17 protein-coding genes and 1 riboswitch are annotated in these 24435 nt (G+C 72.6%); of the genes, 4 read left to right on the top strand and 13 right to left on the bottom strand.

Annotated elements, in window-relative coordinates:
• Window positions 1-50: 50 nt before the first annotated feature.
• Complete coding sequence (thrS, locus tag C8E87_RS25075; protein WP_203720524.1) at window positions 51-2051, bottom strand: threonine--tRNA ligase; 2001 nt, start codon at window positions 2049-2051, stop codon at window positions 51-53.
• Between the two features lie 270 nt (window positions 2052-2321).
• Here thrS and C8E87_RS25070 point away from each other — a divergent pair, with 270 nt between their 5' ends.
• Together C8E87_RS25070 and C8E87_RS25065 are read left to right on the top strand one after the other, a co-directional pair.
• Entirely contained in the window at window positions 2322-2651 is a 330-nt protein-coding gene (locus C8E87_RS25070) for an ArsR/SmtB family transcription factor (protein WP_133875355.1), read from the top strand.
• The gene (locus tag C8E87_RS25065) at window positions 2651-3346 is read left to right on the top strand and encodes a cation efflux transmembrane domain-containing protein (protein ID WP_133875354.1); all 696 of its coding nucleotides are present in this window, start codon (window positions 2651-2653) and stop codon (window positions 3344-3346) included. Before C8E87_RS25070 ends, C8E87_RS25065 begins: the two co-directional genes overlap by 1 nt.
• Before the next feature lie 5 nt (window positions 3347-3351).
• Here the strand turns inward: C8E87_RS25065 and C8E87_RS25060 are convergent, their stop codons facing one another.
• The 6 genes from C8E87_RS25060 to C8E87_RS25035 form a co-directional block, all read right to left on the bottom strand.
• Window positions 3352-3828, bottom strand: coding sequence for a hypothetical protein (locus C8E87_RS25060; protein ID WP_133875353.1), 477 nt, complete (start codon window positions 3826-3828; stop codon window positions 3352-3354).
• Window positions 3825-5246 carry a gamma-glutamyltransferase gene (locus tag C8E87_RS25055; protein WP_133875352.1) on the bottom strand — a complete coding sequence of 474 codons (1422 nt, stop codon included), beginning with the start codon at window positions 5244-5246 and terminating at the stop codon, window positions 3825-3827. The genes C8E87_RS25060 and C8E87_RS25055 overlap by 4 nt, the downstream gene beginning before the upstream one ends.
• Window positions 5243-5683, bottom strand: a complete 441-nt coding sequence (locus C8E87_RS25050) for an NUDIX hydrolase (RefSeq protein ID WP_133875351.1) — start codon at window positions 5681-5683, stop codon at window positions 5243-5245. The genes C8E87_RS25055 and C8E87_RS25050 overlap by 4 nt, the downstream gene beginning before the upstream one ends.
• A 3-nt stretch (window positions 5684-5686) precedes the next feature.
• Complete coding sequence (locus tag C8E87_RS25045) at window positions 5687-6877, bottom strand: aminotransferase class V-fold PLP-dependent enzyme (RefSeq protein WP_133875350.1); 1191 nt, start codon at window positions 6875-6877, stop codon at window positions 5687-5689.
• Between the two features lie 15 nt (window positions 6878-6892).
• Window positions 6893-7009: riboswitch (SAM riboswitch) on the bottom strand.
• Window positions 7010-7039: 30 nt separating this feature from the next.
• Window positions 7040-7891: an NAD-dependent epimerase/dehydratase family protein gene (locus C8E87_RS25040; RefSeq protein ID WP_133875349.1), complete on the bottom strand. Its 852-nt coding sequence runs from the start codon at window positions 7889-7891 to the stop codon at window positions 7040-7042.
• Window positions 7892-7901: 10 nt separating this feature from the next.
• The gene (locus C8E87_RS25035) at window positions 7902-8366 is read right to left on the bottom strand and encodes a MarR family winged helix-turn-helix transcriptional regulator (protein ID WP_239080032.1); all 465 of its coding nucleotides are present in this window, start codon (window positions 8364-8366) and stop codon (window positions 7902-7904) included.
• 75 nt (window positions 8367-8441) lie between these two features.
• Between C8E87_RS25035 and C8E87_RS25030 the strand changes: the two genes are divergently transcribed.
• A complete protein-coding gene (locus tag C8E87_RS25030) occupies window positions 8442-9473 on the top strand; it encodes an LLM class flavin-dependent oxidoreductase (RefSeq protein ID WP_133875347.1) in 1032 nt (343 codons plus the stop codon).
• Between the two features lie 14 nt (window positions 9474-9487).
• Window positions 9488-10198 (top strand): NADPH-dependent F420 reductase, encoded by a 711-nt coding sequence (locus C8E87_RS25025; protein WP_133875346.1) that lies wholly within the window; start codon window positions 9488-9490, stop codon window positions 10196-10198.
• A 37-nt stretch (window positions 10199-10235) separates the two neighbouring features.
• On the opposite strand, the gene C8E87_RS25020 is transcribed toward C8E87_RS25025, so the two are convergent.
• The 6 genes from C8E87_RS25020 to C8E87_RS24995 all read right to left on the bottom strand — a co-directional run bounded on the left by C8E87_RS25020 (window position 10236) and on the right by C8E87_RS24995 (window position 24417).
• Window positions 10236-10946 carry a CYTH domain-containing protein gene (locus C8E87_RS25020; protein WP_133875345.1) on the bottom strand — a complete coding sequence of 237 codons (711 nt, stop codon included), beginning with the start codon at window positions 10944-10946 and terminating at the stop codon, window positions 10236-10238.
• A gap of 160 nt (window positions 10947-11106) precedes the next feature.
• Window positions 11107-13602 (bottom strand): hypothetical protein, encoded by a 2496-nt coding sequence (locus C8E87_RS46410; protein ID WP_133875344.1) that lies wholly within the window; start codon window positions 13600-13602, stop codon window positions 11107-11109.
• 259 nt (window positions 13603-13861) lie between these two features.
• Window positions 13862-17734, bottom strand: coding sequence for a DUF5682 family protein (locus C8E87_RS45685; protein ID WP_239080036.1), 3873 nt, complete (start codon window positions 17732-17734; stop codon window positions 13862-13864).
• Complete coding sequence (locus C8E87_RS25005) at window positions 17727-18833, bottom strand: ATP-binding protein (RefSeq protein ID WP_133875343.1); 1107 nt, start codon at window positions 18831-18833, stop codon at window positions 17727-17729. Before C8E87_RS25005 ends, C8E87_RS45685 begins: the two co-directional genes overlap by 8 nt.
• Window positions 18830-23548 carry a hypothetical protein gene (locus tag C8E87_RS25000; RefSeq protein ID WP_133875342.1) on the bottom strand — a complete coding sequence of 1573 codons (4719 nt, stop codon included), beginning with the start codon at window positions 23546-23548 and terminating at the stop codon, window positions 18830-18832. The genes C8E87_RS25005 and C8E87_RS25000 overlap by 4 nt, the downstream gene beginning before the upstream one ends.
• Window positions 23545-24417 carry a DUF4132 domain-containing protein gene (locus tag C8E87_RS24995; RefSeq protein WP_133875341.1) on the bottom strand — a complete coding sequence of 291 codons (873 nt, stop codon included), beginning with the start codon at window positions 24415-24417 and terminating at the stop codon, window positions 23545-23547. The genes C8E87_RS25000 and C8E87_RS24995 overlap by 4 nt, the downstream gene beginning before the upstream one ends.
• Between the last annotated feature and the right edge of the window lie 18 nt (window positions 24418-24435).

Raw genomic sequence — 24435 nt, 5'->3', positions numbered from 1 at the left:
AAGGGCCGACGCCTCACCTGCAGACGTCGGCCCGTCTCAAGAACACCGGGTCAGGCGGCTGAGGGGCTCACGTTCGTGCGGGACTTGACGATCTCGGCCACGTGGGCGACCGCCTCGTCGACGGGGACGTTGTTGCGCTGCGAGCCGTCGCGGTAGCGGAAGCTGACCGTGCCCCCGTTGACGTCGTCGTCACCGGCGATGGCCATGAACGGGATCTTCTGCTGCTGCGCCGTGCGGATCTTTTTCTGCATGCGGTCGGTGGAGTAGTCGACCTCGGCCCGCACCCCCGCCGCCCGCAGCTTCTCCACGAAAGCCGAAAGGTAGTCGGCGTGGTCGTCACGGATCGGGATGCCCACCACCTGCACCGGCGCCAGCCAGGCCGGGAAAGCGCCCGCGTAGTGCTCGACCAGCACGCCGAAGAACCGCTCGATCGACCCGAACTTGGCCGAGTGGATCATCACCGGTTCCTGGCGGGTGCCGTCGGCGGCCTGGAACTCCAGGCCGAAGCGGGCCGGCTGGTTGAAGTCGTACTGGATGGTCGACATCTGCCACGTACGGCCGATCGCGTCCTTGGCCTGCACGCTGATCTTCGGGCCGTAGAACGCCGCGCCGCCCGGGTCGAGCACCAGTTCCAGACCGGACTCGGCGGCCACGTCCTCGAGCACCTTGGTCGCCACGGCCCACTGCTCGTCGGTGCCGATGAACTTGTCGCTCTTGGGGTCGCGGGTCGACAGTTCCAGGTAGTAGTCGTCGAGCCCGAAGTCGTCGAGCAGCGAGCGGACGAAGTTCAGCAGGTGCTTGATCTCGCCCGGGGCCTGCTCGGCCGTCACGTACGAGTGGGAATCGTCCTGGGTCAGACCCCGTACGCGGGTCAGTCCGTGCACCACACCCGACTTCTCGTACCGGTAGACCGTGCCGAACTCGAAGAAGCGCAGCGGCAGCTCACGGTAGGACCGCCCCCGCGACCTGAAGATCAGGTTGTGCATGGGGCAGTTCATGGCCTTGAGGTAGTAGTCCGCGCCCTCCAGCTGCATGGGCGGGAACATGGTGTCCTTGTAGTACGGCAGGTGCCCGGAGGTGTGGAACAGCCCCTCCTTGGTGATGTGCGGCGAACTGACGTACTGGAAACCCTCCTCGATGTGGCGGGCGCGAACGTAGTCCTCCATCTCGCGCTTGATGATGCCGCCCTTGGGGTGGAACACGACCAGCCCGGAGCCGATCTCGTCGGGGAACGAGAACAGGTCGAGCTCGGTGCCCAGCTTGCGATGGTCGCGGCGCTCGGCCTCGGCCAGGCGGTTCAGGTACGCCTTCAGCTCGTCGCGCGACGGCCACGCCGTACCGTAAATGCGCTGCAGCTGCGGGTTCTTCTCCGAGCCACGCCAGTACGCGGCTGCCGAGCGCATCAGCTTGAACGCCGGGATGAGCCGGGTCGTCGGCAGGTGCGGCCCGCGGCACAGGTCACCCCAGACGCGCTTGCCGTCCTTGTCGAGGTTGTCGTAGTGGGTCAGCTCGCCGGCGCCCACGGTCGACAGCTCGGCGTCGTCGACGTCACCCTTGATGTCGACCAGTTCCAGCTTGTACGGCTCGTCGGCCAGCTCGACCTTGGCCTCGGAGAGCGAGCTGTACTCCCGGCGGCGGAAGCTCTGCCCGGCCTTGACGATCTCCTGCATCCGCTTCTCGAGCTTGCTCAGGTCTTCGGGCTGGAACGGCTTAGGCACGTCGAAGTCGTAGTAGAAGCCGTCCCGGATGGGCGGGCCGATGCCCAGCTTGGCCTCGGGGAACGTGTCCTGCACGGCCTGGGCCAGCACGTGCGCGGTGGAGTGGCGCAGCACGTCGAGGCCGTCGGGCTCGTCGATCGCGACCGGGGTCACGTCGGTGTCGAGTTCGGGACGCCAGTCCAGGTCACGCAGGCGGCCGCCGGCGTCGCGCACGACCACGACCGCCTTGGGACCCGTCGTGGGCAGGCCGGCTGCGGCCACCGCATCGGCGGCCGTAGTCCCGGCTGGGACGACTAGGGGGTCGGCCACAGCGGGGGTACGGGGTGCGGACACGGTGATCTCCTTCGGGCAATGAAAGTCGCGGGAACCTTGACGATGCTAGTCGCCCGGGAATTCCCGCGATGAACGAGCAACCTTTCCGCGTCAGTGCTCCACCAACAGGTGAGCAGCCCACTGCCCGGAAAGGACCGCGTGACCGATCCCGAGGCCGCCTTCCAGCGATTCTTCGAAGCGCACCACGCCGACCTGTCCGCCTCGCCTACCTGCTCACCTCCTCATCAATACAGCGTTTGCTGAATACATGTTTCGCTGTACTGTGAGCCGGTGGAGACGGTGACACACGGTCAAGTTCTCGCCCGCTTCGGTCACGCCCTGTCCGACGCCACCCGGGCCCGGCTCCTGCTCGCGCTGCGCGAAAGCCCCGGCTACCCCGCCGAACTGGCCGACCTGCTCGGCGTCACCCGGCAGAACATGTCCAACCATCTGGCCTGCCTGCGCGGCTGCGGCCTGGTCGTGGCCGTCCCCGAGGGCCGGCGCACCCGCTACGAACTGGCCGGCCCTCAGATCCGGCAGGCGCTGGACAGCCTGCTCGGCCTGGTCCTGGCGGTCGACCCGGCCGCCTGCCCCGACGCCGCGATCAAGGGCTGCTGCTGATGGACCTGCCGCTGCTCCCCGCCGGTCCCGTCCCGGCGCGCCGCGCGATGCTGATCCGCCGGATCCGGCTGCTCGTCGCCGCCACCATCAGCTACAACGTCGTCGAAGCCGTCATCGCCATCGGAGCCGGCGCTGCCGCGAACTCGACCGCGCTGATCGGCTTCGGCCTCGACTCCGTGATCGAAGTGTCCTCGGCCGCCGCGGTGGCCTGGCAGTTCGCCGGCCGCGACCCCCAACGCCGGGAAAGGGCCGCCCTGCGGATCATCGCGATCTCGTTCTTCGCGCTCGCCGCCTACGTGACAGCCGAATCCGTACGCAATTTGCTCGGCGACGACCACGCCGGGCACTCCACCATCGGCCTCACGCTCGCCGCCGTGTCCTTGGCCGTCATGCCGGGATTGTCCTTCGCTCAGCGCCGCGCCGGTCGCGAACTCGGCTCACGCACCGCGGTCGCCGACTCGCAGCAGACCATGCTGTGCACCTACTTGTCGGCCGTGCTGCTGATCGGGCTGGGCGTCAACAGCCTGTTCGGCCGGCCCTGGGCCGACCCGATCGCCGCGCTGGTCATCGCGGCCGTCGCGGTCAAAGAGGGCCGCGACGCCTGGCGGGGCAAGGCCTGCTGCACGCCGCAGCCGAGCGTTGTCACCAGCGGCGGCTCCTGCTGCACACCCCAGCACCATTCCAGCGGCCACTGAGCACATCACACCGGCGGGGGACGGGACAGGTCTCGGGCCAGGTGGGAGCGGCGCAGGCCGTGGTGGCGTAGGCGGCGCAGGTCGGCTCGGGTGTCGTTGGCCAGTTGGAGGTGGAAGTAGTTGATGTATTCCAGGACGGCGAACACAGCGAAAGCCAAGCCCGGCCAGGACGAGCGGCCGGGGTCGGTGACGGCGGCGTATCCGGTCAGCGCGATGCCGGCGAGCAGCAGGATCGGGTTCGTGGCGCGGGCCGCGAGGAAGAAGGGCCGCCACGGCAAGGCGCGCTGAGGGGGCGACAGGGCGCGGAGTTTGGCACGCCAGTACGCGGCGCCCTGCAGCAGGAGGAGGGCGAAGAGCGCGAAGCCCACCATGTTGGGCCACGAGGGCGGCAGGCCGATCGCGCCGAACCACACCACCGCCTGCAGGGGGATGTTGAGCAGCTCCAGCGCGGCCAGGGAGCGAAGCCGTCGGCGGACGGTCACGGCAGGACCGCTGCCAGGCCGTCGGCTCGGGGGTCGCTTCCGGCGTCGAGCCGGCCGGAGCGCGAGCGGGACATTTGGACGTGCCCGGCGTCGTCGTGCGGACCCGGCACGGTGGTGACCGTCAGCCCGTCGGCTCCCGGCGGCACAGGCACGCCGGGTTCGAGCATCAGGTCGTCGCCCCGGAGGATCCAGCGGGGGCGGGCCACCAGTTCGCCGGGGTCGTCGGCCGACAGGACCTCGGAGGCGAGCTGGGCCAGGATCCACGGCTGGGCCCGGCCGCCCTGACAACCCAGGGCGATCACGCTGTCGGCAGTGGTGGCGATCGCCGGGCAGAGCGTGTGCGGAGGACGTACGCCGGGAGCGATGTGCCCGGGGTGCGAGGGGTCGAGGCGGAACGACGAGCCGCGGTTGTGCAGCACCACCCCGGTCGACGGCTCCAGCAACCCGGCGCCGAAGCTCTCGAAGACACTCTGGATGAGCGCGATGGCGTTGCCCTCGTCGTCGACTGCGGTCACAGCCACCGTGTCGCCGCTCGCCCGGCGCATCCGGTCCGGCGCGGACGGCGGCCGCGGCTCGGGGACGGGGGACGCTTGTTCCGGCGTACGGAGAAGGAGGTTGCTGAGGGGAATCGGGCCGCTGCGGGGGTCGCCGAGGAAGGCGTCGCGGGCGGACTGTGCCCGGCGGCTGTCGGCGAGCAACGACCGTGAACCGGCGACCGCGAGGAAAGTGGCGCCCTGCACCGGCGGCGGCGCGGCATGCCAGGTGACGCCGCCGACGACCGTACGCAAGGGGTCTCCGACCTCGGCGACGTGGGCCGCGAAATCCTCCTCGGCGAGCGGGCTGCCCAGGGCGCGCACCCCGGCAACGATCGGTCCGGTGTAGAACGACCGCCAGTCACGGCCGATGGCTGCGAGGGTTTCGGCCAGGGCCTGCTGCACGAGGCGGGGCTGCAGCATCACCGCGGACAGGCCCGGATCGGCCCGGATCACGTCGGACCCAGCGGCTATCGCGGCTCGCAGACCGGGGGCGACGTCGACACCGTCGGCGGCCAGCCGCACTGAGAACGCGAGCAGCTTGCCGAGCGGCAACCGCGCCCCCAACCCGTGCACGGCGGCCCACCCCGCAACCACCCCGGGAACGGTGACCGTCTGCGGACCGCGCACCGGCATCCGATCGCCCAGCGCTGCCACATCCACAGCACGCGCCGCGGCGCCGATGGAAAGGACAGCCCGTACGGGGGAATGGGCCGGACGCACCATGGCGACCAGGTCACCGCCGACCGAGCACTGGTGCGGATAGGCCACGGTGAGCGCCGCGGCCGCCGCGAGCGCCGCGTCGAACGCGTTCCCCCCGTCCGCTACCACCGCCCGCGCGGCCTCAACAGCATCCGGGTGTGGTGCGGCAACAGCAACCGTCACATCAGCTCCGTCAGGCGTTCGTGGATGCTGCGGGGGAACAGGTTCAGCTCGTCGAACTGGTCGGGGGTGGCCCACCGCAGCTCGTAACTGTTCAGGGGGTTGTTCTCGGCGGCCTCCTCGCCGGAGAGCGTCGGTGTGCCCTCGACATCGGTCATGAGGAAGTAGACGGCGCGACGCCTGACGTGCCGGCCCGACCAGAGCTGCCGTTCGATGCGGGCGGTCAGCGTGGTTTCCTCGTGCAGCTCGCGCACGACCGCTTCCTCGAACGACTCGCCGCGCTCGACGCCCCCGCCGGGCAGCACCGCGTAGTCGTGGCCCGCGCAGGCCAGGGTGCCGCGCGGGCACATCGCGCAGGTGCGGGGGTGCTTGAGGTATCGCTTCATCACCAGGACGCGGCCCTCGGAGAGCACCACAGCGACGGCACGCGGCTGAGTCATGCCTCAAAGAATGCCGCGCACCCCGAGTTCGTCAAAGGCGCGCAGCAACCGGTCGATGTCGTCGTGAGTGCTGCCGAGGCCGAAACTCACGCGCAGCAGACCACCGGTTCCGCAGTCGCCGCCACCGCCGAGGCGTCGCACCAGCGGGTGGGCACAGAACATTCCCGCCCGTACGCCGATGCCGTGCTCGCGGGCCAGGCGGTCGGCCACGGCGGCCGGGTCGGGCACGGCGTACGAGACGATGCCGACGCGCGGCTGCTTCCCGCCGAAAAGGGTGACCCCCTCGGGCAGGGCGGCCAGCAGGCTCCGCTCGTGTTCGTCGAGGCTCGCGCGGTCGGCGTGCAGCAGCGCGTCACAGACGGCGGCCAGGGCGACGGCGCCGATCAGGTTGGGGGTGCCGCCCTCGTGCCGTGCCGGGCCGGTCGCCCACACGACGTCGCCCGCCTGGTCGCCGACGGACGTGCTGGCCCCGCCGCCGCGCAGGTAGGGCTCGGCCGCGTTCAGCCAGTCGCCCCGCCCGGCCAGCACACCCGCCCCGAACGGCGCGTACAGCTTGTGCCCGGAGAACGCGACGTAGTCGGCCCCCGTGTCGCTCAGGCTGATCGGCCGGTGCGGCGCGAGCTGGGCCGCATCGATCAACACCCTTCCCCCGTACGAGTGAGCGACCTCGATGAGTTCGCGCAGCGGCCAGATCTCCCCCGTCACGTTGCTCGCGCCGGTCACGGCGAGCAGCCCGGGACCGCGTACGGAGGCAAAAGCGGAACGTGCCGACTGGATCGCGTCCTCGGGGTCGGCCGGCGCCGGCAGGCGCACGGGCGTGGGCCAGGGCAGCAGGTTGGCGTGGTGCTCGCCGTCGAAGACGATCGTCGTCGTGCCCTCGGGCAGCGCGCGGGCCAGCAGGTTGAGCGAGTCGGTGGTGTTGCGCGTGAAGATCACGGTGTCGCCGTCCCGGGCGCCGGCGAACTCGGCCACGATGTCCCGGGCCTGCTCGTATTCCAGCGTCGACCGTTGCGAACGCAGCCCGGCGCCGCGGTGCACACTGCCGTAGTGCGGGAGCAGATCACGTACGGCGTCGGCAGCGGCCCGCACACAGGGCGCCGAGGCCGCGTAGTCGAGGTGGGTGAAGCGTCGCTGCTCGCCGGACGTGAGGGTGACGGTCAGGTCGGCGCCGACGACATCGAGACGATCGGACATGAGGATGCCTCCACGGGCTCGCGCTTGCCCGCGCCCGGGCGGACGCAGACCTGGTCCTCACCCGGGGCACCCCATCGCGAACGCAAGGGTTGCCGGCCAGCAAGCCGGGGCTTCACGCTGGCGCTCATGACCTGACACCGAGGCTACATCACCCGAGGACCCCTACGAGCGCCAGGTGAACTCGGGCTCGTAGCCGAGGAGGCGGCGGGCCTTGTCGATGGAGAGCAGGGTCTCGTGTTCGCCGAGTTCCTTCTTCACCGGCAGGCCGGGGAAGACCTCGGCGGCCAGGGCGGCGCTGGACCGGCTCATGACCGTGTCGGCGTTGGCGATCACGAAGACCTCAACACCGGGTTCCCCGTACGCGAGGGCGCGCCGCACGGCCTGGGCTCCGTCGCGGGCGTCGATGTAACCCCAGGCGTTCCAGCTGCGCGAGTGCGGGTCGGCGTCGTACGAGGGGAAGGTCTTGTAGTCGTCGGGGTCCATGACGTTCGAGAAGCGCAGGCCGACCATGGTCAACGTGGGGTCCCAGCGGCAGAACTGGGCCGCCATCTGCTCCTCGAGGTGCTTGGCCAGCGAGTACGACGAGTTGGGGCGGGCGGGATATTCCTCGTCGGCGGGCAGGTACGGCGGTGGCGTGGTGTCGAACGGCAGGCCGAGCACTGTCTCGCTGGACGCCCACACGATGGTCTTGATCCCGGCCGTGCGGGCGGCGGCGAAGACGTTGTAGGTGACCGTGATGTTGTTGTGGAAGGTCGCCGCGTTCGGCAGCAGGCCCGGGGCGGGGATCGCGGCCAGGTGCACCACGGCGTCGATCTTGTCGTAGCGGTCGTCGACCGCGGTCAGCACGCCCACCGCCTGGCCGAAATCGGACAAGTCGGTCTTCGTCCACCGGGCCCGCGGATCATTTCCGGGGGTCAGGTCGAGGTTCACGACGTCGTTGCCGTGATCGAGCAGATCCTTGACCACGGCGCGGCCGAGTTTGCCGCTGCCACCGGTCACCGCTATGCGAGCCATGAGGACCTTTCTACCCCCGTACGAGGTGGGCGCGCAGCGCGGCCGCGATCTCACCCGCCGCCTCGAGCTGCTGCGGGGTCAGCGCGTCGACGAAGATCTCGCGGATGTCGCGCAGGTGGGGGCGGGTCGCCTCCTGAAAGCCGGCCAGGCCGTCGGGGGTCAGCACCACCTCGGCGCCCCGGTTGTCGGTGGCGCACTCCTCGCGGCGGATCAGCCCGCGTTTCTCCATGCGGCCCAGGTGATGGGACAGCCGGCTGCGCTCCCAGCCGATGGTGGCCGCCAGCTCGGACGACCGCAGCCGGTGACCGGCGGCCTCGCTCAGCGCGAGCAGCACCGCATAGTCCCCCGGCGAGAGCCCGGACGACTGCTGCAGCCGGGCCGCCATCTCGCCTCTCAGCAGCTCACCCGTCTCGAGGAAGTCGCGCCAGACGCGGAGCTCGTCGCGGGTCGGGAACCTCCGGGTGCCGGTGCTCACAACTCCACCTCCTGTGATTGACGTGTCAATAGTAGCGGGCATAATTGACACGTCAATCAGCTTGAGGGGGTCATGATGACGGAACTCACCTTCGGTCTCGACACGTTCGGAGACCTGCCCGAGGACGACCACGGCAACCTGCTCTCGCACGGCGACGCGATCCGCCAGGTCGTCGACGAGGCGGTGCTGGCCGACCAGCTGGGCGTCGACGTGATCGCGCTCGGCGAGCACCACCGCCCGGAGTACGCGATCTCCAGCCCCGAGACGGTGCTCGCGGGCATCGCCGGCAAGACCGAGCGCATCCATCTGGCGTCCGGTGTCACGGTGCTGAGCTCCGACGACCCCGTACGCGTCTTCCAGCGCTTCGCCACCGTCGACGCGCTCTCCAACGGCCGCGCCGAGGTCATCCTGGGCCGCGGATCCTTCACCGAGTCGTTCCCGCTGTTCGGCTACGACCTGGCCGACTACGACAAGCTCTTCGAAGAGAAGATCGAGCTGTTCGTGCAGTTGCTCGACGAGAAGCCGGTGACCTGGAGCGGCACCACCCGGGCCCCGCTCGTGGACGCCGACGTCTTCCCCAAGACCGACTCGGGCCGGTTGACGACGTGGGTCGGCGTGGGCGGCTCCCCGCAGTCGGTCGTCCGCACAGCGCGGTACGGTCTGCCCCTGATGCTGGCGATCATCGGCGGCATGCCCGACCGCTTCGCCCCGTACGTGGATCTCTATCGCCGGGCCGCCGACCAGCTCGGCACCAAGGCGCACCCCGTCGGGATGCACTCGCCGGGGTTCGTCGCGGACACCGACGAGGAGGCCAAGGAAGTGTTCTACCCGCGCTTCAAGGTCATGCGCGACCGGATCGGCGCGCTGCGCGGCTGGCCCCCGCTGCGCAAGGAAGAGTTCGACTACGAGGTCGAGCAGGGCTCGCTCTACATCGGCTCGCCCGAGACCGTGGCCCGCAAGATGGCCCGCGCCATCAAGGTGCTCGGCGTCGGCCGGTTCGACATGATCTACAGCGCCGGTTCGATCCCGGCCTCCGCCCGCCTGCGTGCCGTCGAGCTGTTCGGGTCCAAGGTCATCCCGATGACCCGCGACCTGCTGGCCGACTGAAAGGTGACTCAGCCATGACCACGATCGGCATCCTCGGCGCCGGAAAAGTCGGCACCGTCCTGGCCCGGCTCGCGCTGGCCGCCGGGCACAAGGTGCTCATCTCCGGCTCCGGCGACGTCTCGAAGATCCGCCTGATCGTCGGCGTGCTGGCGCCCGGGGCCGAGCCCACCACCTCGGCCGACGCGGCGGCCCGAGCCGACGTGGTGGTGCTCGCGCTGCCCCTGGGCAAGTATCGCGGCGTTCCGGTCGAGCAGCTGCGCGGCAAGATCGTCGTCGACGCCATGAACTACTGGTGGGAGGTCGACGGCATCCGCGACGACCTGACCGACCCGCGCACCTCGTCCAGCGAGATCGTGCAGGCCTTCCTGCCCGGGTCGCGGGTGGTCAAGGCGTTCAACCACATGGGCTACCACGACCTCGAGGAGGGTGCTCGGCCGGCGGGGACTGCGGGGCGTAAGGCGATCGCGGTCGCCGGTGACGGCCCGGCCGACGTCGAGGCGGTGGCGGCGCTGGTCGACGATCTCGGGTTCGACCCGGTGATCGCGGGAACGCTGGCTGAGGGCGTACGCCTCGAGCCCGGCACCGAGGCCTTCGGCGCCAACGTCACCGCGGCCGAGCTGCGTGCCATGCTCGACCGTTTCCCGAGCTCGGAGCGGGGTCAGGTGGTCGCACGGGCGCGCGCTCTGGGCCTTCACGCGCCTCAGCAACCTCAGCAGGCTCAGTAGCCGCAGGGGGCTCAGCAGCCGCAGGGCCTCAGGGGCGTCAGGCGCTGAAATAGCGCAGCGTCGCCTCGGTCTTGGTCACCTGCGCCTCGACGTCGGGCATGATCCCGTACGCCCGGAGCGCGCTCGACGTCTCGTCGGCGATCTCGGCAGCCCGCTGCGTCGGACAGCGCGTCGACAACTCGGCGATGACCGAGCCGTCGGGGAACTTCCACCGCTCGGCGACCAGCGGATGGTCGAGCGCCGCGAGCGTGAGCCGGCAGCGCCGCACCTCGACCGGGCCGAACGTGAGCAGGGCGTTCAACGGCACATTCGCGTACGCCGTGAGCAGGCGCTTCTGCCGGCTGGAGAGCAGCCGGGCCAGCGGCTTGCCGGCTTCGACCGCACGCTCGACGTCGCGCCGGCCGAGACGCCGCTTGAGGGTGCCCGAGCAGGCGTAGTTGTCGGGCAGCGCGTCGATCTCGACTGCGAACCCGTCGTCACGGCGCAGCCAGCCCGGCAGCGCCTTGGGCAACACCGGACGCAACTTGACCACGGCGTCGGCGCTGCGCCCCGCGGTGCTCCGGATCCGGACGATCAAGCCGTGGCGCTGCAGGGCCAGGTCGATGGTGTCGAGGAAGTAGACCCGGCGGAGCGCCCCGCCGCTCAGGTCGGCGCCGAGCATGCGCAGGTCGTCCGGCGCGACGGCCACCTTGAGCTCGACCTTCGGCACCTGGCCGGTCAGCGGCGGCCGCCAGAAACCCCTGGTCATCAATGCTTCAGTCACTGCACACCCGTGTCGCTCGAGGTCCGGCATGGCGACCCGCTTTACCCGGATCCACCATTCGAAACGTCCTCCCGTTAACCTTCCGTTCACCTTTCTGCTCCTGTCGGTTCACCCGGAAGCAGGCAAACGGCTATCGTACCCGGCCTCACCCCCACGCAACCCTCGTCGCCTCGGCCGTGGCCGCCTGCTCGTAAACAGCAGCGGTCAACCAGGCGTCGGCCAGGCGCTCAGCGTCGTGCGGATCGAGGCGTCCGAACACATCCCGCGTACGTCGTACGCCCGCCGCGCCGAGCGCCCGCACCACCGCGGCGGCCGTCACCAGGTGAGCCGCGGACAGCCGGCGTGCGTCCTCCTCGGCACCGGACAGCAGGGCCGCCCGGCCGGTCGCCACCACCCGCTCCAACTGATGCCGAACAAGATGCAACGGCGGCGCGGCGTTCACCGACGGGTTGCGCTCCGGCCCTGCGTTCCCCGCCGGGCCGGGCTCCAGCGCCCCGCCCACCCCCGAACCAGACTCCAGCGCCGCGCCCACCCCCGGGTTGAACTCACGAACTGCGCCCACCCCCGGGGTCGGCCCCGGCACCGCACCCACCCCCGGGTTCGACTCCGGCCCTGCGTTCCCCGCCGGGCCGGGCTCCAGCGCCCCGCCCACCCCCGAACCAGACTCCAGCGCCGCGCCCACCCCCGGGTTGAACTCACGAACTGCGCCCACCCCCGGGGTCGGCCCCGGCACCGCACCCACCCCCGGGTTCGACTCCAGCCCTGCGTTCCCCGCCGGGCCGGGCTCCAGCGCCCCGCCCACCCCCGAACCAGACTCCAGCGCCGCGCCCACCCCCGGGTTGGACTCACGGACTGCGCCAACCCCCGGGGTCGGCCCCGGCACTGCGCTCACCCCCGGGGTCGGCCCAGGCACCGCGCTCACCCCCGGGGTCGGCCCAGGCACCGCACCCACCCCCGGGGTCGGCCCAGGCACCGCACCCACCCCCGGGGTCGGCCCAGGCACCGCACCCACCCCCGGGGTCGGCCCAGGCACCGCACCCACCCCCGGGGTCGGCCCAGGCACCGCGCTCACCCCCGGGGTCGGCCCAGGCACCGCGCTCACCCCCGGGGTCGGCTCCAGCGCTGTTGTCGCCGCTTCGCCCACGGCGCGACCCGGCGGGCCCGCCGGCACGTCGGCCCGGTTCAGTCGCTGAGCACCGAGATCAACATGGCCGCCGTACGACGGCGGAAGCCACGGCGCCCCCAACGCCAGCGCGTCGACAGTGCCCGGACCGGTGAAACGCCCCGCAACCCGGACCGGCCACCCGCGGGCATGGGTCGCCAGCAACCGCAGATTCCCGACGTAGGGCAGCGCCGGATCCTCGATCGGCGCCCCCACAGCGACAACCTGCCGCCCGCCGACAGCCAGCAGCAGGCCCCGGCGGTCGGCGCCCACTACGACCCCGTCGAGATAAGCAAGATCGTGCGCGGCGGGTCGTTCGAGAACCGGGAGCGCGGCGGCGGCAAGCCAACGGCCGACCTGCTCGGTGACGTTGACTCGCCAGAGGGCGGCGAGCGGCTCCTCGAACCAGCCGACACCGGGCGCCGCAACCGCCTGCCGCGCGCGGCCGTGGCTGAGCCGGCCGGCCGCCGACGCGTGGGCATTGATCGCGCGCAGACCGGCCCGGGACAGGTGGTGGTGGCTCAGCCGTGCCTCCCCCAGGTCGACCGAGGCCCGCGTGGCAGTCACCGCCACTGACGGCTCGGCCGGTTTGACGTCGGACACCACCCAGACCCGCCCCGAGGAGTCGGCCAGGTAGGTCACCGCGCCGGCGTGCCCGGTCGCCGCCCGTACGGGCTCGCAGAAGAGCCCGAAGAGCCGCAGATCACCCACCGGTTGGTAGTCACGCCGGGCCACCCCGACGGCCGTGTTGTCCCCGGCTGCCACCCGATGGCAGATGAGGAGCAGTTCCCGCACGTCAGCAGCGAGGTCGGCCCGCCGAAACGCCGGATCTTCCCGCCGTGCCGCCCGCAGATGTTCCACGACCCGCACAGCAACCGCCGCCCCCGCCTGCAGCCCGGCAGCGCGGGCCTGATGGGCAGCGCGCAGCAGCGAGGCCTGCGTGACGGCCCCGCCACCCGGCACTCCCCCGGCCAGCATCTCAGCCGCCGCCACCCGAAGCCCATCGGCCGCCACCCGCTGAGCACGACTGACCTGCGGCTCGGTGTCCGGCAGCGCGGCCCGGCAACCCGGCTCGCTCCGCTGGTCCGCCGAGGGGCCTTTGTCCGCCGACGGACCGGGAGCGGATGGGTCACCGGCGAGGTCCGGCTCAAGCGAGCCAACGTCGAGGCCCGGCTCAAGCGAGCCAACGCCGAGACCCGGCTCAAGCGAGTCACTGGGATCCGGCTCAAGTGCGGTTGCGATGGGAGCCGCACTCAGCACCGCCGCCCGGTGCAGGCAGCGAGGCGACAGAAGACAACCGCACACGGCATCGGCGACGGCCAAGACCGGCGTCGTCAGCGTGACAATGGTCTTCTCGTCGGGGCGCACGGTGACGGTGCTGCCGTCAACGGCAACCGGCCACGCACGCGCCTGCTCGACGGCGGCGTCCAAGCGGCCTTTCAGGCGGGCGGGCAGCGCGGCCACGGCGTCAGCGGTCACGGACGGATCAACCGGCGGCAAGCTCATCGGACCCTTTCCCCCATCCCGCCGGCCGATTCCGGCAGGTTCGTCGAGCCCCGCCCCGTTTCGGGCCCACCCACGATCGGCGAACGCGTCAAGGCAATCCACCGCAGCAGACCCATCGGACCCGAGCCGGCCACGATCGGCGGGCCTGTCAAAGCAACCCGTTGCGGCACGCCCATCGGACCCGAACCGACCCCGACCGGCGAACCCGTCAAAGCAACCCGTTGCGGCGGGCTCATCGGACCCGGTCCCCGATCCAGCCCGCCAGCTCGAGCGGGCTCAACGCGGCCACCGGCATTCCGGCCGCGACGAGCTGCCCGGCCACCCCGGTGCTGTAGCGCGGACGGCCCTGGTCATCGAGGCTTGCGCAGCCGAGCAGCGTCACGCCGTCGTCGACCAGGGCCCTGGTGGCGCCGAGCAGGTCACCCAGCGGGAACCCCTCCTCGAAGTCGCTGATCGTGATCACCATCGTGCGGGCGGGCACGACGCTCATCTGTCGGGCGTACCGCAGCGCCGCCGCGATGTGCGTGCCGCCGCCCACCCGGATCCCCAGCAGCAGCGACAGCGGGTCGGTCACCCGGTCGGTCAGGTCGATCACCTCGGTCGAGAACGTGACGAAGTGCGTCCGCAGGGCGGGCACCCCGGCCAGCACCGACGCGGTGAGCGCGGCCCAGATCGTCGACTCCTCCATCGACCCGGACACGTCCACCAGCAGGATCACCTGCCAGTCGACGCTGCGCCGCCCCCGGCTGCGGAAGACCGGCCTTTCCGGCACGATCCGCACTCGCCCGTCGCCGTCGGTCCGCGCGGTGTGCAGGTTGCGCCGGAGGGTCGCCGCCAGATCGAGCCGTCCGCTCGGCCGAAGCGTGGGCCGGGGTGTCCCGATCCCTGTGAGCGCGGGCCGGATCCGTCGCGCCAGTCGAGCGGTCAGCTCGTCGGTCAGGCGGGCCACCAACGGCCGCAACTTGGCCAGCCGCGCCTCGGGAAGCCCTCCGGCCAGCGACAACACCGCATGCAAAAGGTCAACCGACGCCCGTACGCGGTCAGGGTCCGCCACCAGCAAGGCGTCGAGCCGCCCCTTCTCGGCCGCCCGGGCCAGGACCTCGTCGCGGACATCCGCCCCGAACAGCGCCTCCACGTCTTTCAGCCAGTCACGTGCCTCGGGATAGGCGGTCTCCTGCCCACCCCCGCCGCCGACCGTGTACGCCCCTTCCCCGCGCCCACCCCCGTAAAGCTCGTCAAGTGCCGTCGCCAGCCGCCGTCGCCCCGGCGCCAGTTGGTCGCTCTCCCGCCCCAGCAGCAGCCGCCACCGCTCCACCGCCGCGATCTCAACCGCGCGCTCCCCGGCAGCGTCTGCTCCAAGGGAGCGCCCGAGAACAGAGGCGCCCGGGGAGGAGTCGCCGACCGCCCCGACGCCCGCAAACGTCACGCTGGACAGCGATGGCTCGGTGGCAGGCGCGCCCGAGGACACGACATCGACCGGTCCCGCACCGGCAAACGTCGCACCAGATCCCGAACGCTCGGTGGCACTCACGCCCGACGGCCCGGCGCCGCCAGACACAGCGCCTGTCCCCGACGGCTCAGCGGCAGGCGGGCCCGGGGGCACGACATCGAGCGGTCCCGCACCGACAAACGTCGCACCGGACGCCGACCCCGAGGGCCCGGCAGACATCGCCCCAAACGGCGAACGCTCGATGGCGCCCACGCCCGACGGCCCGGCAGACATCGCGCCAGACGCCGACGGCTTGGCGCCGGACGCACCCGAGGGCGCGACGGCGTCCACGGAAAGACCCACGAAGCGGATGGCGGCCGCCCCGGCGCGATCGGCGGCCATCCACGCGGCCAGGGTGATGGCGTCGGTGGGCAGCGCGGCCGAGAAGTCGCCGTGCCGGTCGGTGACGGTTTCCAGCAAGCGGTCGCGGTCGGCCGGGGACAAGGCATCGAAACCACCGCGCAGGGCGGGCAATCGCCGTACGAAGGTGTCGTCGGGCATGGTCTCGATGACCGTGAGCAACGGCGTCAGCGCCTCGCCGGGCGACTGCAGCAGCGCGCCGGCCACGCTCAGGGCGCCACGCAGGCGGTCGGTGGCCTCGGCGCCGGGCAGGTCAGCCCACGAGCCGAGGCGTACGCCGAAAGCTTGTGGCTCCTCATGTCCCAGCAGCACTCCCACCGCCGCCGCGGCGCCGCGCATCAGCGGGGATCCGTCGCGGGCCAGCGTCTTGATCGCGTGGCCCAGGCGCAGCCGACGCCCGGACTCGTCGGCCGATTGCACCAGGTCGAGCAGGGCCCGCGCGTCCTCCAGCCGTTGCGAACCGGTCAGCCCGGCCACCGCCGCCACGGCCGCCGCCTGCAAGGTGTCGCGCGCGTCGGACACGTCCACGAGCGGCTCGCCGAGATGACCCCGTTCGAGCCGGCCGAGCAGGCGCAACCCCGCCACGATCTGCTCAAGACCTCCAACCATTCCCCGTACGTCGGACAGCCGCGCCCGGGTCAGCGAGGGCAACCCGCACGCGGCCGCCTCCTCGAGCCCGGCCAGCGCCTGCTCGGCTGTCGGCCCGCCCGCCTGCTGTTCCCGGCGGCGACGGCTCGCCAGCACACCCTCGGCCGCCTGGGCCGTCGTCACCCCGTGCAACGCGGCGACGGCGAGGGCCGCGTCGGCCGAGGGTGTCCACTCCACCCGCCAAGTCGTCGTGAGCGTTTCGCCGCCCGGAACCGGCCCGCTCGTTCCCGCACTGCCGTACAGCGCGCCGAACGCGTTGAGCCGCCGGATCATGAGATCGCGTTCCCGGTCGGTGGGCGAGCGCATCGGGTCGAGCCGGACCTGCTTCCACTTCTCGCCGGGGCCGGGCAGCTTGAGCCGTACGAGGTCGGCCTCCACCGCCGGCCGCAAACCGGTGACGGGAGTCCCCTTGGGCAGCCGGCCTCGCCGCTGTCCGATCAGGACGGTGTCCATCGCGCGGGCCACGCCGCGGCCAACGCCCGCCGGGGCGCCCTGGGCCAGCACCGTCTGCAGCGCCTCGACCAGCTCACCCCGGCCCGGCGCCGGCAGCGACCGCAGCGATGCCAGGTCGGCGGCCAGGCGCGCCACCTCGGCCGCCTCCCCGGGCCCGGCCGGCTGCCCGTGTGCCCGCAGCTCGCGGGTGACCTCGACGGCGAACCGGTCGGCCGCCCGCCGGATGCCCTCGGGGTCGGCGGCACACTCGTGAACGGCTTGCTGCCAGCGCGGGTCCCGGATGCCCGCCGGATAGCCCGACCGTGCATCAAGCAGGTCGAACGTGTAGGGCACGAGCGAGATGACGGGCTCGGCTTCAGACCTGGGCAGCTCCGCGGCCGAAACCAGCGGGAATTCGTCCGGGACAGGCCCGTCCAGCAGCGCCGGGGCATGGAACGCGCCGACGACCACGGACACCCGGCCCCGCGTACGGGAGAGGTGGCCCCTCATCCAGGCCTCGCGCGCCAGGTCGATGGCGTCGAAGCCGGAGCGGGAAGCATCTTGGCGCAGCGCCCACCCCGCGGCCAGCGCGGCCCGGCGCACCGATTCGGGCGGGCTGCCCGGCGCACCCGCCTCGACCCAGCGGTCCCACAGATCGTCGTCAGCCCGCCCGGTCAGGGTCGCCTGCACAGCTTCGGCCCAGCTCGAGCCGGCCACCGAGCCCGCCCCGGATTCCCGGTCGGCCCCGGAAGCAGCGGTGCCCGAACTTGCTTGCCCCGCGTGACCCGGCTCAGAAGCCGCCGGGGCCGAACCCGCACGAGCCCGCCACGCGCGGTCGACGAGAGGCAGATCGCAGCAGATCGCCGGCACGCCCCGGCGGTGGGCCCAGCGCAGCGCGGCCAGCTCCGGGCTGAAGTCGGCGAACGGATAGAAGGCGACCGCCCCGTCCGGGTCGGCCGCGGCCAGGGCGACCGGCGCCGACAGGCCCGGGTCGGCCAGCCCGCCCAGCCACGGCTGCATCTCGGCCGGCAACTCGACCAGCACCGTCGCCGGGTCGAACGCGTCGAGCAGGGCCGGCACCGCGGCGGCCAGCACCGGCGAGTGATGGCGCACGCCGATCAGCTGGACGCGCGGGTCGTCGGCCAGGGAAGAGATCTGCGAGCGGGGATCAGTCACGCAGCACGTCCCGGTGTTCCCACAGCTGCCGCCACATGCGCGAGCCCGCCTCGGCCCGCCGGCGCAGGGCGCCGTCCCAGTACGCCAGCAGGCGCTCGGCGTCGGCCGGGTCGTCCTTTCGCACCACGCCGAGCAGATGACCGGGCAGCAGCGACAGCGGGTCGGGCCCGGGCAGGTACGCCGCTGACAATCCGATCGAGGCCGCCACCGCGACCGCCTCCGCCGTGCTCATCACCGAGGACGGGCGCTCCACCTCCCACCCTTCGGCGCTGCTTCCCGTACGCAGGTCACGGAACGCCGTCACCAGGGTCTCGAGCACCGCCTCGTCGATGTCGAAGGCCGCCCCGCCACGTTCCACGGCGGCCCGCGCCTGGCGGGTCACCAGCGCGACCTCGTCGTCCAGGTCGGCGATCGGCGGCACGACCTCGAAGTTGAACCGCCGTTTGAGCGCGGCCGACATCTCGGACACCCCGCGGTCGCGCAGGTTCGCCGTGGCGATCAGGCAGAACCCGGGTACGGCGTAGCTGGTGGCTGCCTCGTCACCGGCCAGCTCGGGCACGCTGATCCGGCGCTCCGACATGATCGAGACCAGGGCGTCCTGCACCTCGGGCAGGCAGCGGGTGATCTCTTCGACGCGGGCCACGGCTCCGGTCCGCATGGCGGTGAGGATCGGCGACGGCACCAGCGATTCGGGCGAGGGCCCCTGGGCCAACAGCAGCGCGTAGTTCCAGCCGTACCGGAGCTGGTCCTCGCTGGTGCCCGCGGTGCCCTGCACGGCCAGCGCGCTGGTGCCGCAGATGGCCGCGGCGAGCAGTTCGGAGAGCATCGACTTGGCGGTGCCGGGCTCGCCGACCAGCAGCAGCCCGCGTTCCCCGGCCAGCGTGACGACGCAGCGCTCGACCAGGGCCCGCTCGCCGACGAACTTGGGCTCGATCACCCTGCCCCGCACCGGGACGCCGGCCGAACCGGCCACGAACGTGACCACGGCCCGCGGGGTGAGACGCCAGCCCGGGGGGCGCGGGCCCTCGTCGGCCGCGGCGAGGAAGGCCAGCTCGTCGGCGTACCGGAGTTCGGGCGGGTCGATCTGGCGGGCGGTCACGGCTTCTCCTCGAGGTCGCGGTAGCGGGGCACGTCACCGGCGGCGACCCGGGCCCAGGCCGCGGCGAACAGTTCGGGCGGCGCCAGCGTGGCGACCTGCGGCTTGCCGACGGTCAGATAGAACTGCTCTTTCCAGCTCTCCACCGGCAGCCGGGGTGGGCGGGCCGGTTGCCAGCCGCCGGGCAGGAACACCGGCCGCCCTGCTCTTTCGCGTTTGGCCCGCACGACGAGGCCGGCCGCGACGAGCGCCTGTTGCGCCTTGCGGACGGCGGCCAGTTTCCAGCCGTTGAAACCCTGCACGGCCTTGTCGGTCGGGTCGGGCAGCGCCAGCAGCTGCAGGTAGTAGGCCGCGGTGTCGGCGTCGAGTCCGTGTTGCTCGCTCACCTCGGCGAGGATCTGCGGCGCGCTCACCCGCGGATCGCGCGGATCACCGGTCGCGCCCTCCGGTGTGGACACGACCGCGTCGATCCAGTCGGACAACAGGACCCGCAGCGCCGTGGCGGTCTCGTGGTCGACGAAGCCGAGCGCGGGGTCGTCGAGCCCGGACAGCTTGGCCGGCGCCAGGTGGCAGCTGGCATAGTCACCCGTCGCGTTGTGCACGACGAGCGCCGGCCCGGCCTGGGGCGCCCGGGTGTTGTCGAACCAGCCGTTGCCGACGATCAGTTCGGGGTTGGCCAGCCGAGCCCGGATCAGGCGCAGCGCCCCGGGCAGGGCCGCCCGCAGCGGGTCCTCCCAGCGCAGCCTGTACGCCAGCCAGGGCAGCGCGGCCGCGGCCGCCTTGAGGTACTCCTCGTCGAACGGCGTGCCCTCGTCGGAGCGGGTCACCACCTGCCAGTACGCCTCGGCGTCGCTGCGCCCGTCGGTGCTGAGCCAGTCGCCGGGGCGGGGACCGGCGATCGCCTGCAGCACACCGGCCGCCAGCGCGGGGTCGACCACGCGGGCGAGGTCGGCCACGAGGTCCTCCGGTACGGCGATCTGCCGCCCCCGCAACGCGATCCACCGATCGGCCACCGCCGCCACGTCCGGCCCGTGCTCCCACAGGTCGGCCGGGTCGGCCGGCATCGCGGCGTCGAGCAGCGCCAGCCGTTGCGGTGCGGTCAGGTCGCGCAGCGTCGCGCGGGCCACCTTGGCGTGCGCGGCGGTCAGTCCCAGCGCCGTACGTTGCTCGGTGGTCAGGAAGTTGGTCTCCCAGGCCGTGATGTTGGGCAGCCCGGCCAGGAGCAGGACGGCCTCGGCCCGGGTCATGCCGGTCGCCGTGGCCAGCGCCTCGGCCGCTTCGGGGCGCCACGGCGCGGGACCGCGCTCGGCCAGCAGGGTGAGGAACGTGCGCAGCCGATCGCCCGCCAGCCGGTCGCTGGGCCGCACCTCCTCGCTCAGGTTCGTGCCTTCGGGCAGCGCGAACCCACCGCCGGGCGAGAGCTGGATCGCGTCGCGCCGCCAGAACGTACGGCCGTAGTCGTAGTTCTGCTGCAGTGGGAACAGCACGGTGATGCGTTCGCCGTCGCGCTCGACCTGCACCCGGGTCTCGCTCATGTGCGGCTGGGTCAGCTGCAGCACCCGGATCGGCGGGCCGTCGCCGCCCAGCGGGGTGCCGGTCAGCTCGCCGAGGAAGGCAGCAAGCGCCTCACGGTCTTCCGGAGGCGTGACCGCGGCGGCGGCCCGCAACGCGACCCCACCAAGCCCCGCCAGCAGCACCGTCCACGCGGAGGTCACCGCGGGGATCTCGCCGTGGCCGGACCCGTCGCGCAGCACCGCGCCGGTCAGGCGGATCTGCTCGAGGATCTGATGGCGGGCCGTGCCGTTGCCGTAGTGGACCCGGTGGCCCGAGCACAGGCCGTCCCACCCCTTTTCCAGGACGTCGTCGGTGACCGTGAGCGCGGTGGGGACGGGCTCGGGGCGGGCGTCGAGATGCACGGGGATCTCGGCCAGCCGGCGGCGCAGACGCACGGCGCGCGAGACCACCTCGGCGAGGCGGGAGCGCAGCTTCGGGTCGGTGACCGCCGGCAGGTGGACGACGATGTTCGCCGTGACGGCCTCGTTGACCGCGGTCGTGCCGGTCACCGCGGGGTCGACGTCAAGCAGCCGGGCCGCCGTCCCGTCGTCGAGCTTGCGCAGGGCAGCCGAGCCGGCCTCGTCGCGCGGGCGCAGCACGTGCCACCAGGCCAGCGGCGGCAGGGTAGGCGAGCCCTCGGACTGCTCGGCCAGCAGGTGCTCGCCGTCGGCGGTCCAGATCCGGACGCGGGCCTTGGGATAGCCGTCGACCTGCGTCACCGGCAGGGGCTCGGACGAACCCGGCATGAGCAGGGCGGCCGCGAGCCGCTCGTTCGCGCTGCGCCCGACCCGGTACAGCGTGTCCTCGGTCAGGGTCACGCGGCGGCCGTCGATGCCGACACCGATCCGCACCGATCCGGCGGCCACCGACCGCCAGCCGATCAGCCCGTCGCGCACGCCCAGCGGCGACGCCTCGAACCCGGCGGTGGCCGGGCGCAGCTGGCAGCGCTCGGGCACGAGCCCTTCGCCCGGCGCGAGCTCGGCGAAGAACGCGGGAACGCTGTACCGGCCCAGTTCCCCCGTACGGGGATCGAGCTCGCGCCATCGCCACTGGTCGTCGGCCGGCTCACAGCGCCAGAACGCCTGGCCGTCGCTCGCCAGCTGATAGTTCTGGCTCGGACCGCGCACATCACCCGCGTGCACCGGGCGCACGCCCGTGGTGAGGCCACCCCCGGTCAGCGGCAACGGCTGAGCGGGCAACCCCCAGCCGACGCTGTGCGGGCTCCAGTCGTGCTCGTGCCGGTCGTCGGGGCGCGACGCCCAGTACGCGACCGGGCCGTGCTCGCCCGTCCACGACACCAGCAGGTCGCCGTCGACGTGGAAGCAGGACGTGTGCTGGTGGTAATAGCGGGCGCGGGCGTGCCGGTCACCCGCGGGCGGGACGCGGAAGACGTGCTCGGTCACCCGGCCGGCGGGGGACACCACGTGCGCCGACTCGTCGTCGTGGACCACGATCTCGGGCCAGGACGCACCGATCAGCACCTTCTTCTTCGCGTCGGCAGCGGCCTCGTACTCCGGCCAGGCCAGCTCGATCGGCAGGCCGGCCCGCAGGGTGCGCCCCACGACCGCCGCCATGTCGACCTCGAGCAGCGCACGGAAACCGTCGGGCGCCAGCGCCATGCCGGCCGGCGACCACAGCGCGGCCAGCTCGGTCAGTGAGGTGTCGAGCCCGGTGACCGTGCTCGCGGCGGCGCGGCTGGTCTGCTCACGCACGACCTCGGCCAGCACCTCGCGCACGCCCGCCGCGCTCAGAACCTGTTCCAGCGTACGGACGGGAAGCGCCGGGCCGGTGAGCCCGTGGCCGTCGCGGAGCCGGCTCATCGCGGAGCGCACGCCCAGCTTGAGCAGCGGTCGCAGACGTGGGTCGGCGGCCACAGCGGACAGGTCGCGGCGGCCCGGGCTCTGATCGCGGGACCAGTCGTCGAGGTCGAACCCGCCCGGGAAGTGACCCGCCGGGACGGCGACGTCGACCCCGCCTGCCAGGCACAGGTCGAGGATGTCGAGGTCGACCCGGTGGCGATGGGGCGCGACCTGAACCTCGCCGCCCGTCAGCAGCCGCGGGATCATCCGCTCGACCAGCCCGAGCAACCGGGCGTTGCGCTCCCGGCTGCGGTAACCGACCATGCGGGCCCGCAGGAACCGCTCAAGCCAGCGCGCGGGATCCCCGTCCCAGCCGCCCGCCGGGCCGGTCAGCTCGGCGGCCGCGCCGGTCGCCTCCAGCAGCTCCAGCCACTGCTCGGTCATGTCGGTGTCCCAGCCCGGCGGCTCGGGGAAAATCTCGAGCAGGCGGGCCCGTACGGCGGCGTCACGCCGGCCCAGCCGGATCAGGCTCTTGCGATACGCCTTCCACACCGACGGGTGCGAGCGCGCCGTGGCGGGATAGGTGAGCAGCTGGGTGACCACCTCGTCGGCCTGCTGCTCGGCGTCGAGCCCGGCCGCCTTGGCCAGGCGGGCCAGGTCGGTGGCCATCGACGCGTGCGGGGGCAGGCCACCGGCGACCCGCCGCAGGGCCAGGGCCCGGACCAGCTCGTACGCCTCGGCGGGCTCGCGCCGCCCGACGACACCGCGCGAGTACTCGGCCAGCATCGCGGCCGTCAGCGCCCCGGCGAACGCGAACTCGAGGTGCACGTCGCGCACCCTGTCCTCGTCGACGACCAGCCCGTGCACCTGCTCGGCGCGGCGGGCCTCGGTGAAACAGGTGCCGGCCATGCGGGCGTTCCCGGCGGCCACGAAGGCTCGGCCGGCCTGTTCCCAGAACGTCGGCAGGAACTGCGGTGCGGCAGCGCCGAGCCGCTGGGCCAGCTCGTCGTAGCCCTCCTTGGCGTTGCCGGGCTTGCCGCGGGCCACCCGGGCCAGTCGTTCCATCTCTTTGACCAGGGCCAGGGCGTGCCGGCCGTTGGCCGGGTCGTGCACCAGCGCCCAGGCCGGAAAACCGAGCGCCTGCCGCCGCGTGTGACCGACCGGCACGGGCTCGGCCGCCGGGGCGAAGCCGAGGAACTCCATCGTGATGTCCTCGGCCGGGCCGACCGTGGCGCCGACCAGCCGCACCACCGTGCGGCCCTCGAAAACCGGATGGGTGTACGCGCGGGCGGTGACGGTGTCGAGGCCGTTCCCGGTGGCCTCGCCGGGCAGGATGGCCCCGGCGTCCAGCAGCGTCTCGCTCATCGGTCGCCCTCCTCGTCGGCGACGCGGCCGGCGTGCAGGGTGGCGGCCATGCGCAGACCCTCGGACCAGGCCACCGGCGGCACGTCGCCCGGGGCGATCGGCTCGCCGGACGGGTCGGCGAAGCTCAGGTCGGACGTCTCGGTCTCGTAACTCGGATCACCGTCGCCGATCCAGACCGAGGCGACGACGGTCGCGCCGCCCTCCCACACCCGGCAGACGGCCGTGCCGCCCTGCACGCGATAGCCCGCCGCGGTGGCGCGCGACTGCACGTGGCGCAGCTCTTTGTAACGGGCCCCGGAATAGCGCCGCAGTTCGGCCCGCTGCTCGGCCTCGGCCGCGGGTTTGCGCCAGATCTCACGGAAGAGCTGGAGAAGACCCTGCTCGACGCCGAGGTCGGCGGCGAACTCACGCAGGTCGTCGAGGTCGGGAAGGCGTACGGGATGGGGAAGGGCAACCGTCGCGGCGGTGATGCGGGCGGACTCGCCGTCGAGGTCCACCACGCCCAGGCCCGTGCCCGGCTCGGCGTCACGTAACAGGCCCGCGGCGGCCACATCCCACTCGCCGTCGGCGGTCACGGGCACCACGACGGCGTCGTGCAGGACGGCACGCCACGTCTCGTCGGCCCAGACCTGGGCGATCACGCCGGCCGGCACCGCCAACGACCGGACCATCCACCGCTCGACCTCGCCGCGGCAGGACGCCTCGTGCCGGCGCAGCCACTCGACAAGCTGCCGCAGGCCGAGAACCGCCTCGTCGTCCTTCAGCGCCTTGGGCAGGCTCTTGAGCGCCCTGCCCCCACCCTTGCGCGCGACAACCTTGCCCCTGTCGACGCTGATCTCATAGTCGGCACCGGCCGGCACCCAGCCCATTGGAATCCCCCATCGGCG

The organism is Paractinoplanes brasiliensis (assembly GCF_004362215.1).
GTDB lineage: Bacteria > Actinomycetota > Actinomycetes > Mycobacteriales > Micromonosporaceae > Actinoplanes > Actinoplanes brasiliensis.
This window is presented reverse-complemented; position numbering and strand designations above follow the sequence as displayed.

What these genes read in the sequence shown, in the direction of transcription:
- C8E87_RS25065 (WP_133875354.1), top strand. Translation starts at nt 2,651, where the DNA reads ATGGACCTGCCGCTGCTCCCCGCCGGTCCCGTCCCGGCGCGCCGCGCG.
- C8E87_RS25050 (WP_133875351.1), bottom strand. Translation starts at nt 5,683, where the DNA reads ATGACTCAGCCGCGTGCCGTCGCTGTGGTGCTCTCCGAGGGCCGCGTC.
- C8E87_RS25045 (WP_133875350.1), bottom strand. Translation starts at nt 6,877, where the DNA reads ATGTCCGATCGTCTCGATGTCGTCGGCGCCGACCTGACCGTCACCCTC.
- C8E87_RS25040 (WP_133875349.1), bottom strand. Translation starts at nt 7,891, where the DNA reads ATGGCTCGCATAGCGGTGACCGGTGGCAGCGGCAAACTCGGCCGCGCC.
- C8E87_RS25030 (WP_133875347.1), top strand. Translation starts at nt 8,442, where the DNA reads ATGACGGAACTCACCTTCGGTCTCGACACGTTCGGAGACCTGCCCGAG.
- C8E87_RS25025 (WP_133875346.1), top strand. Translation starts at nt 9,488, where the DNA reads ATGACCACGATCGGCATCCTCGGCGCCGGAAAAGTCGGCACCGTCCTG.
- C8E87_RS25020 (WP_133875345.1), bottom strand. Translation starts at nt 10,946, where the DNA reads ATGACCAGGGGTTTCTGGCGGCCGCCGCTGACCGGCCAGGTGCCGAAG.
- C8E87_RS25000 (WP_133875342.1), bottom strand. Translation starts at nt 23,548, where the DNA reads ATGAGCGAGACGCTGCTGGACGCCGGGGCCATCCTGCCCGGCGAGGCC.
- C8E87_RS24995 (WP_133875341.1), bottom strand. Translation starts at nt 24,417, where the DNA reads ATGGGCTGGGTGCCGGCCGGTGCCGACTATGAGATCAGCGTCGACAGG.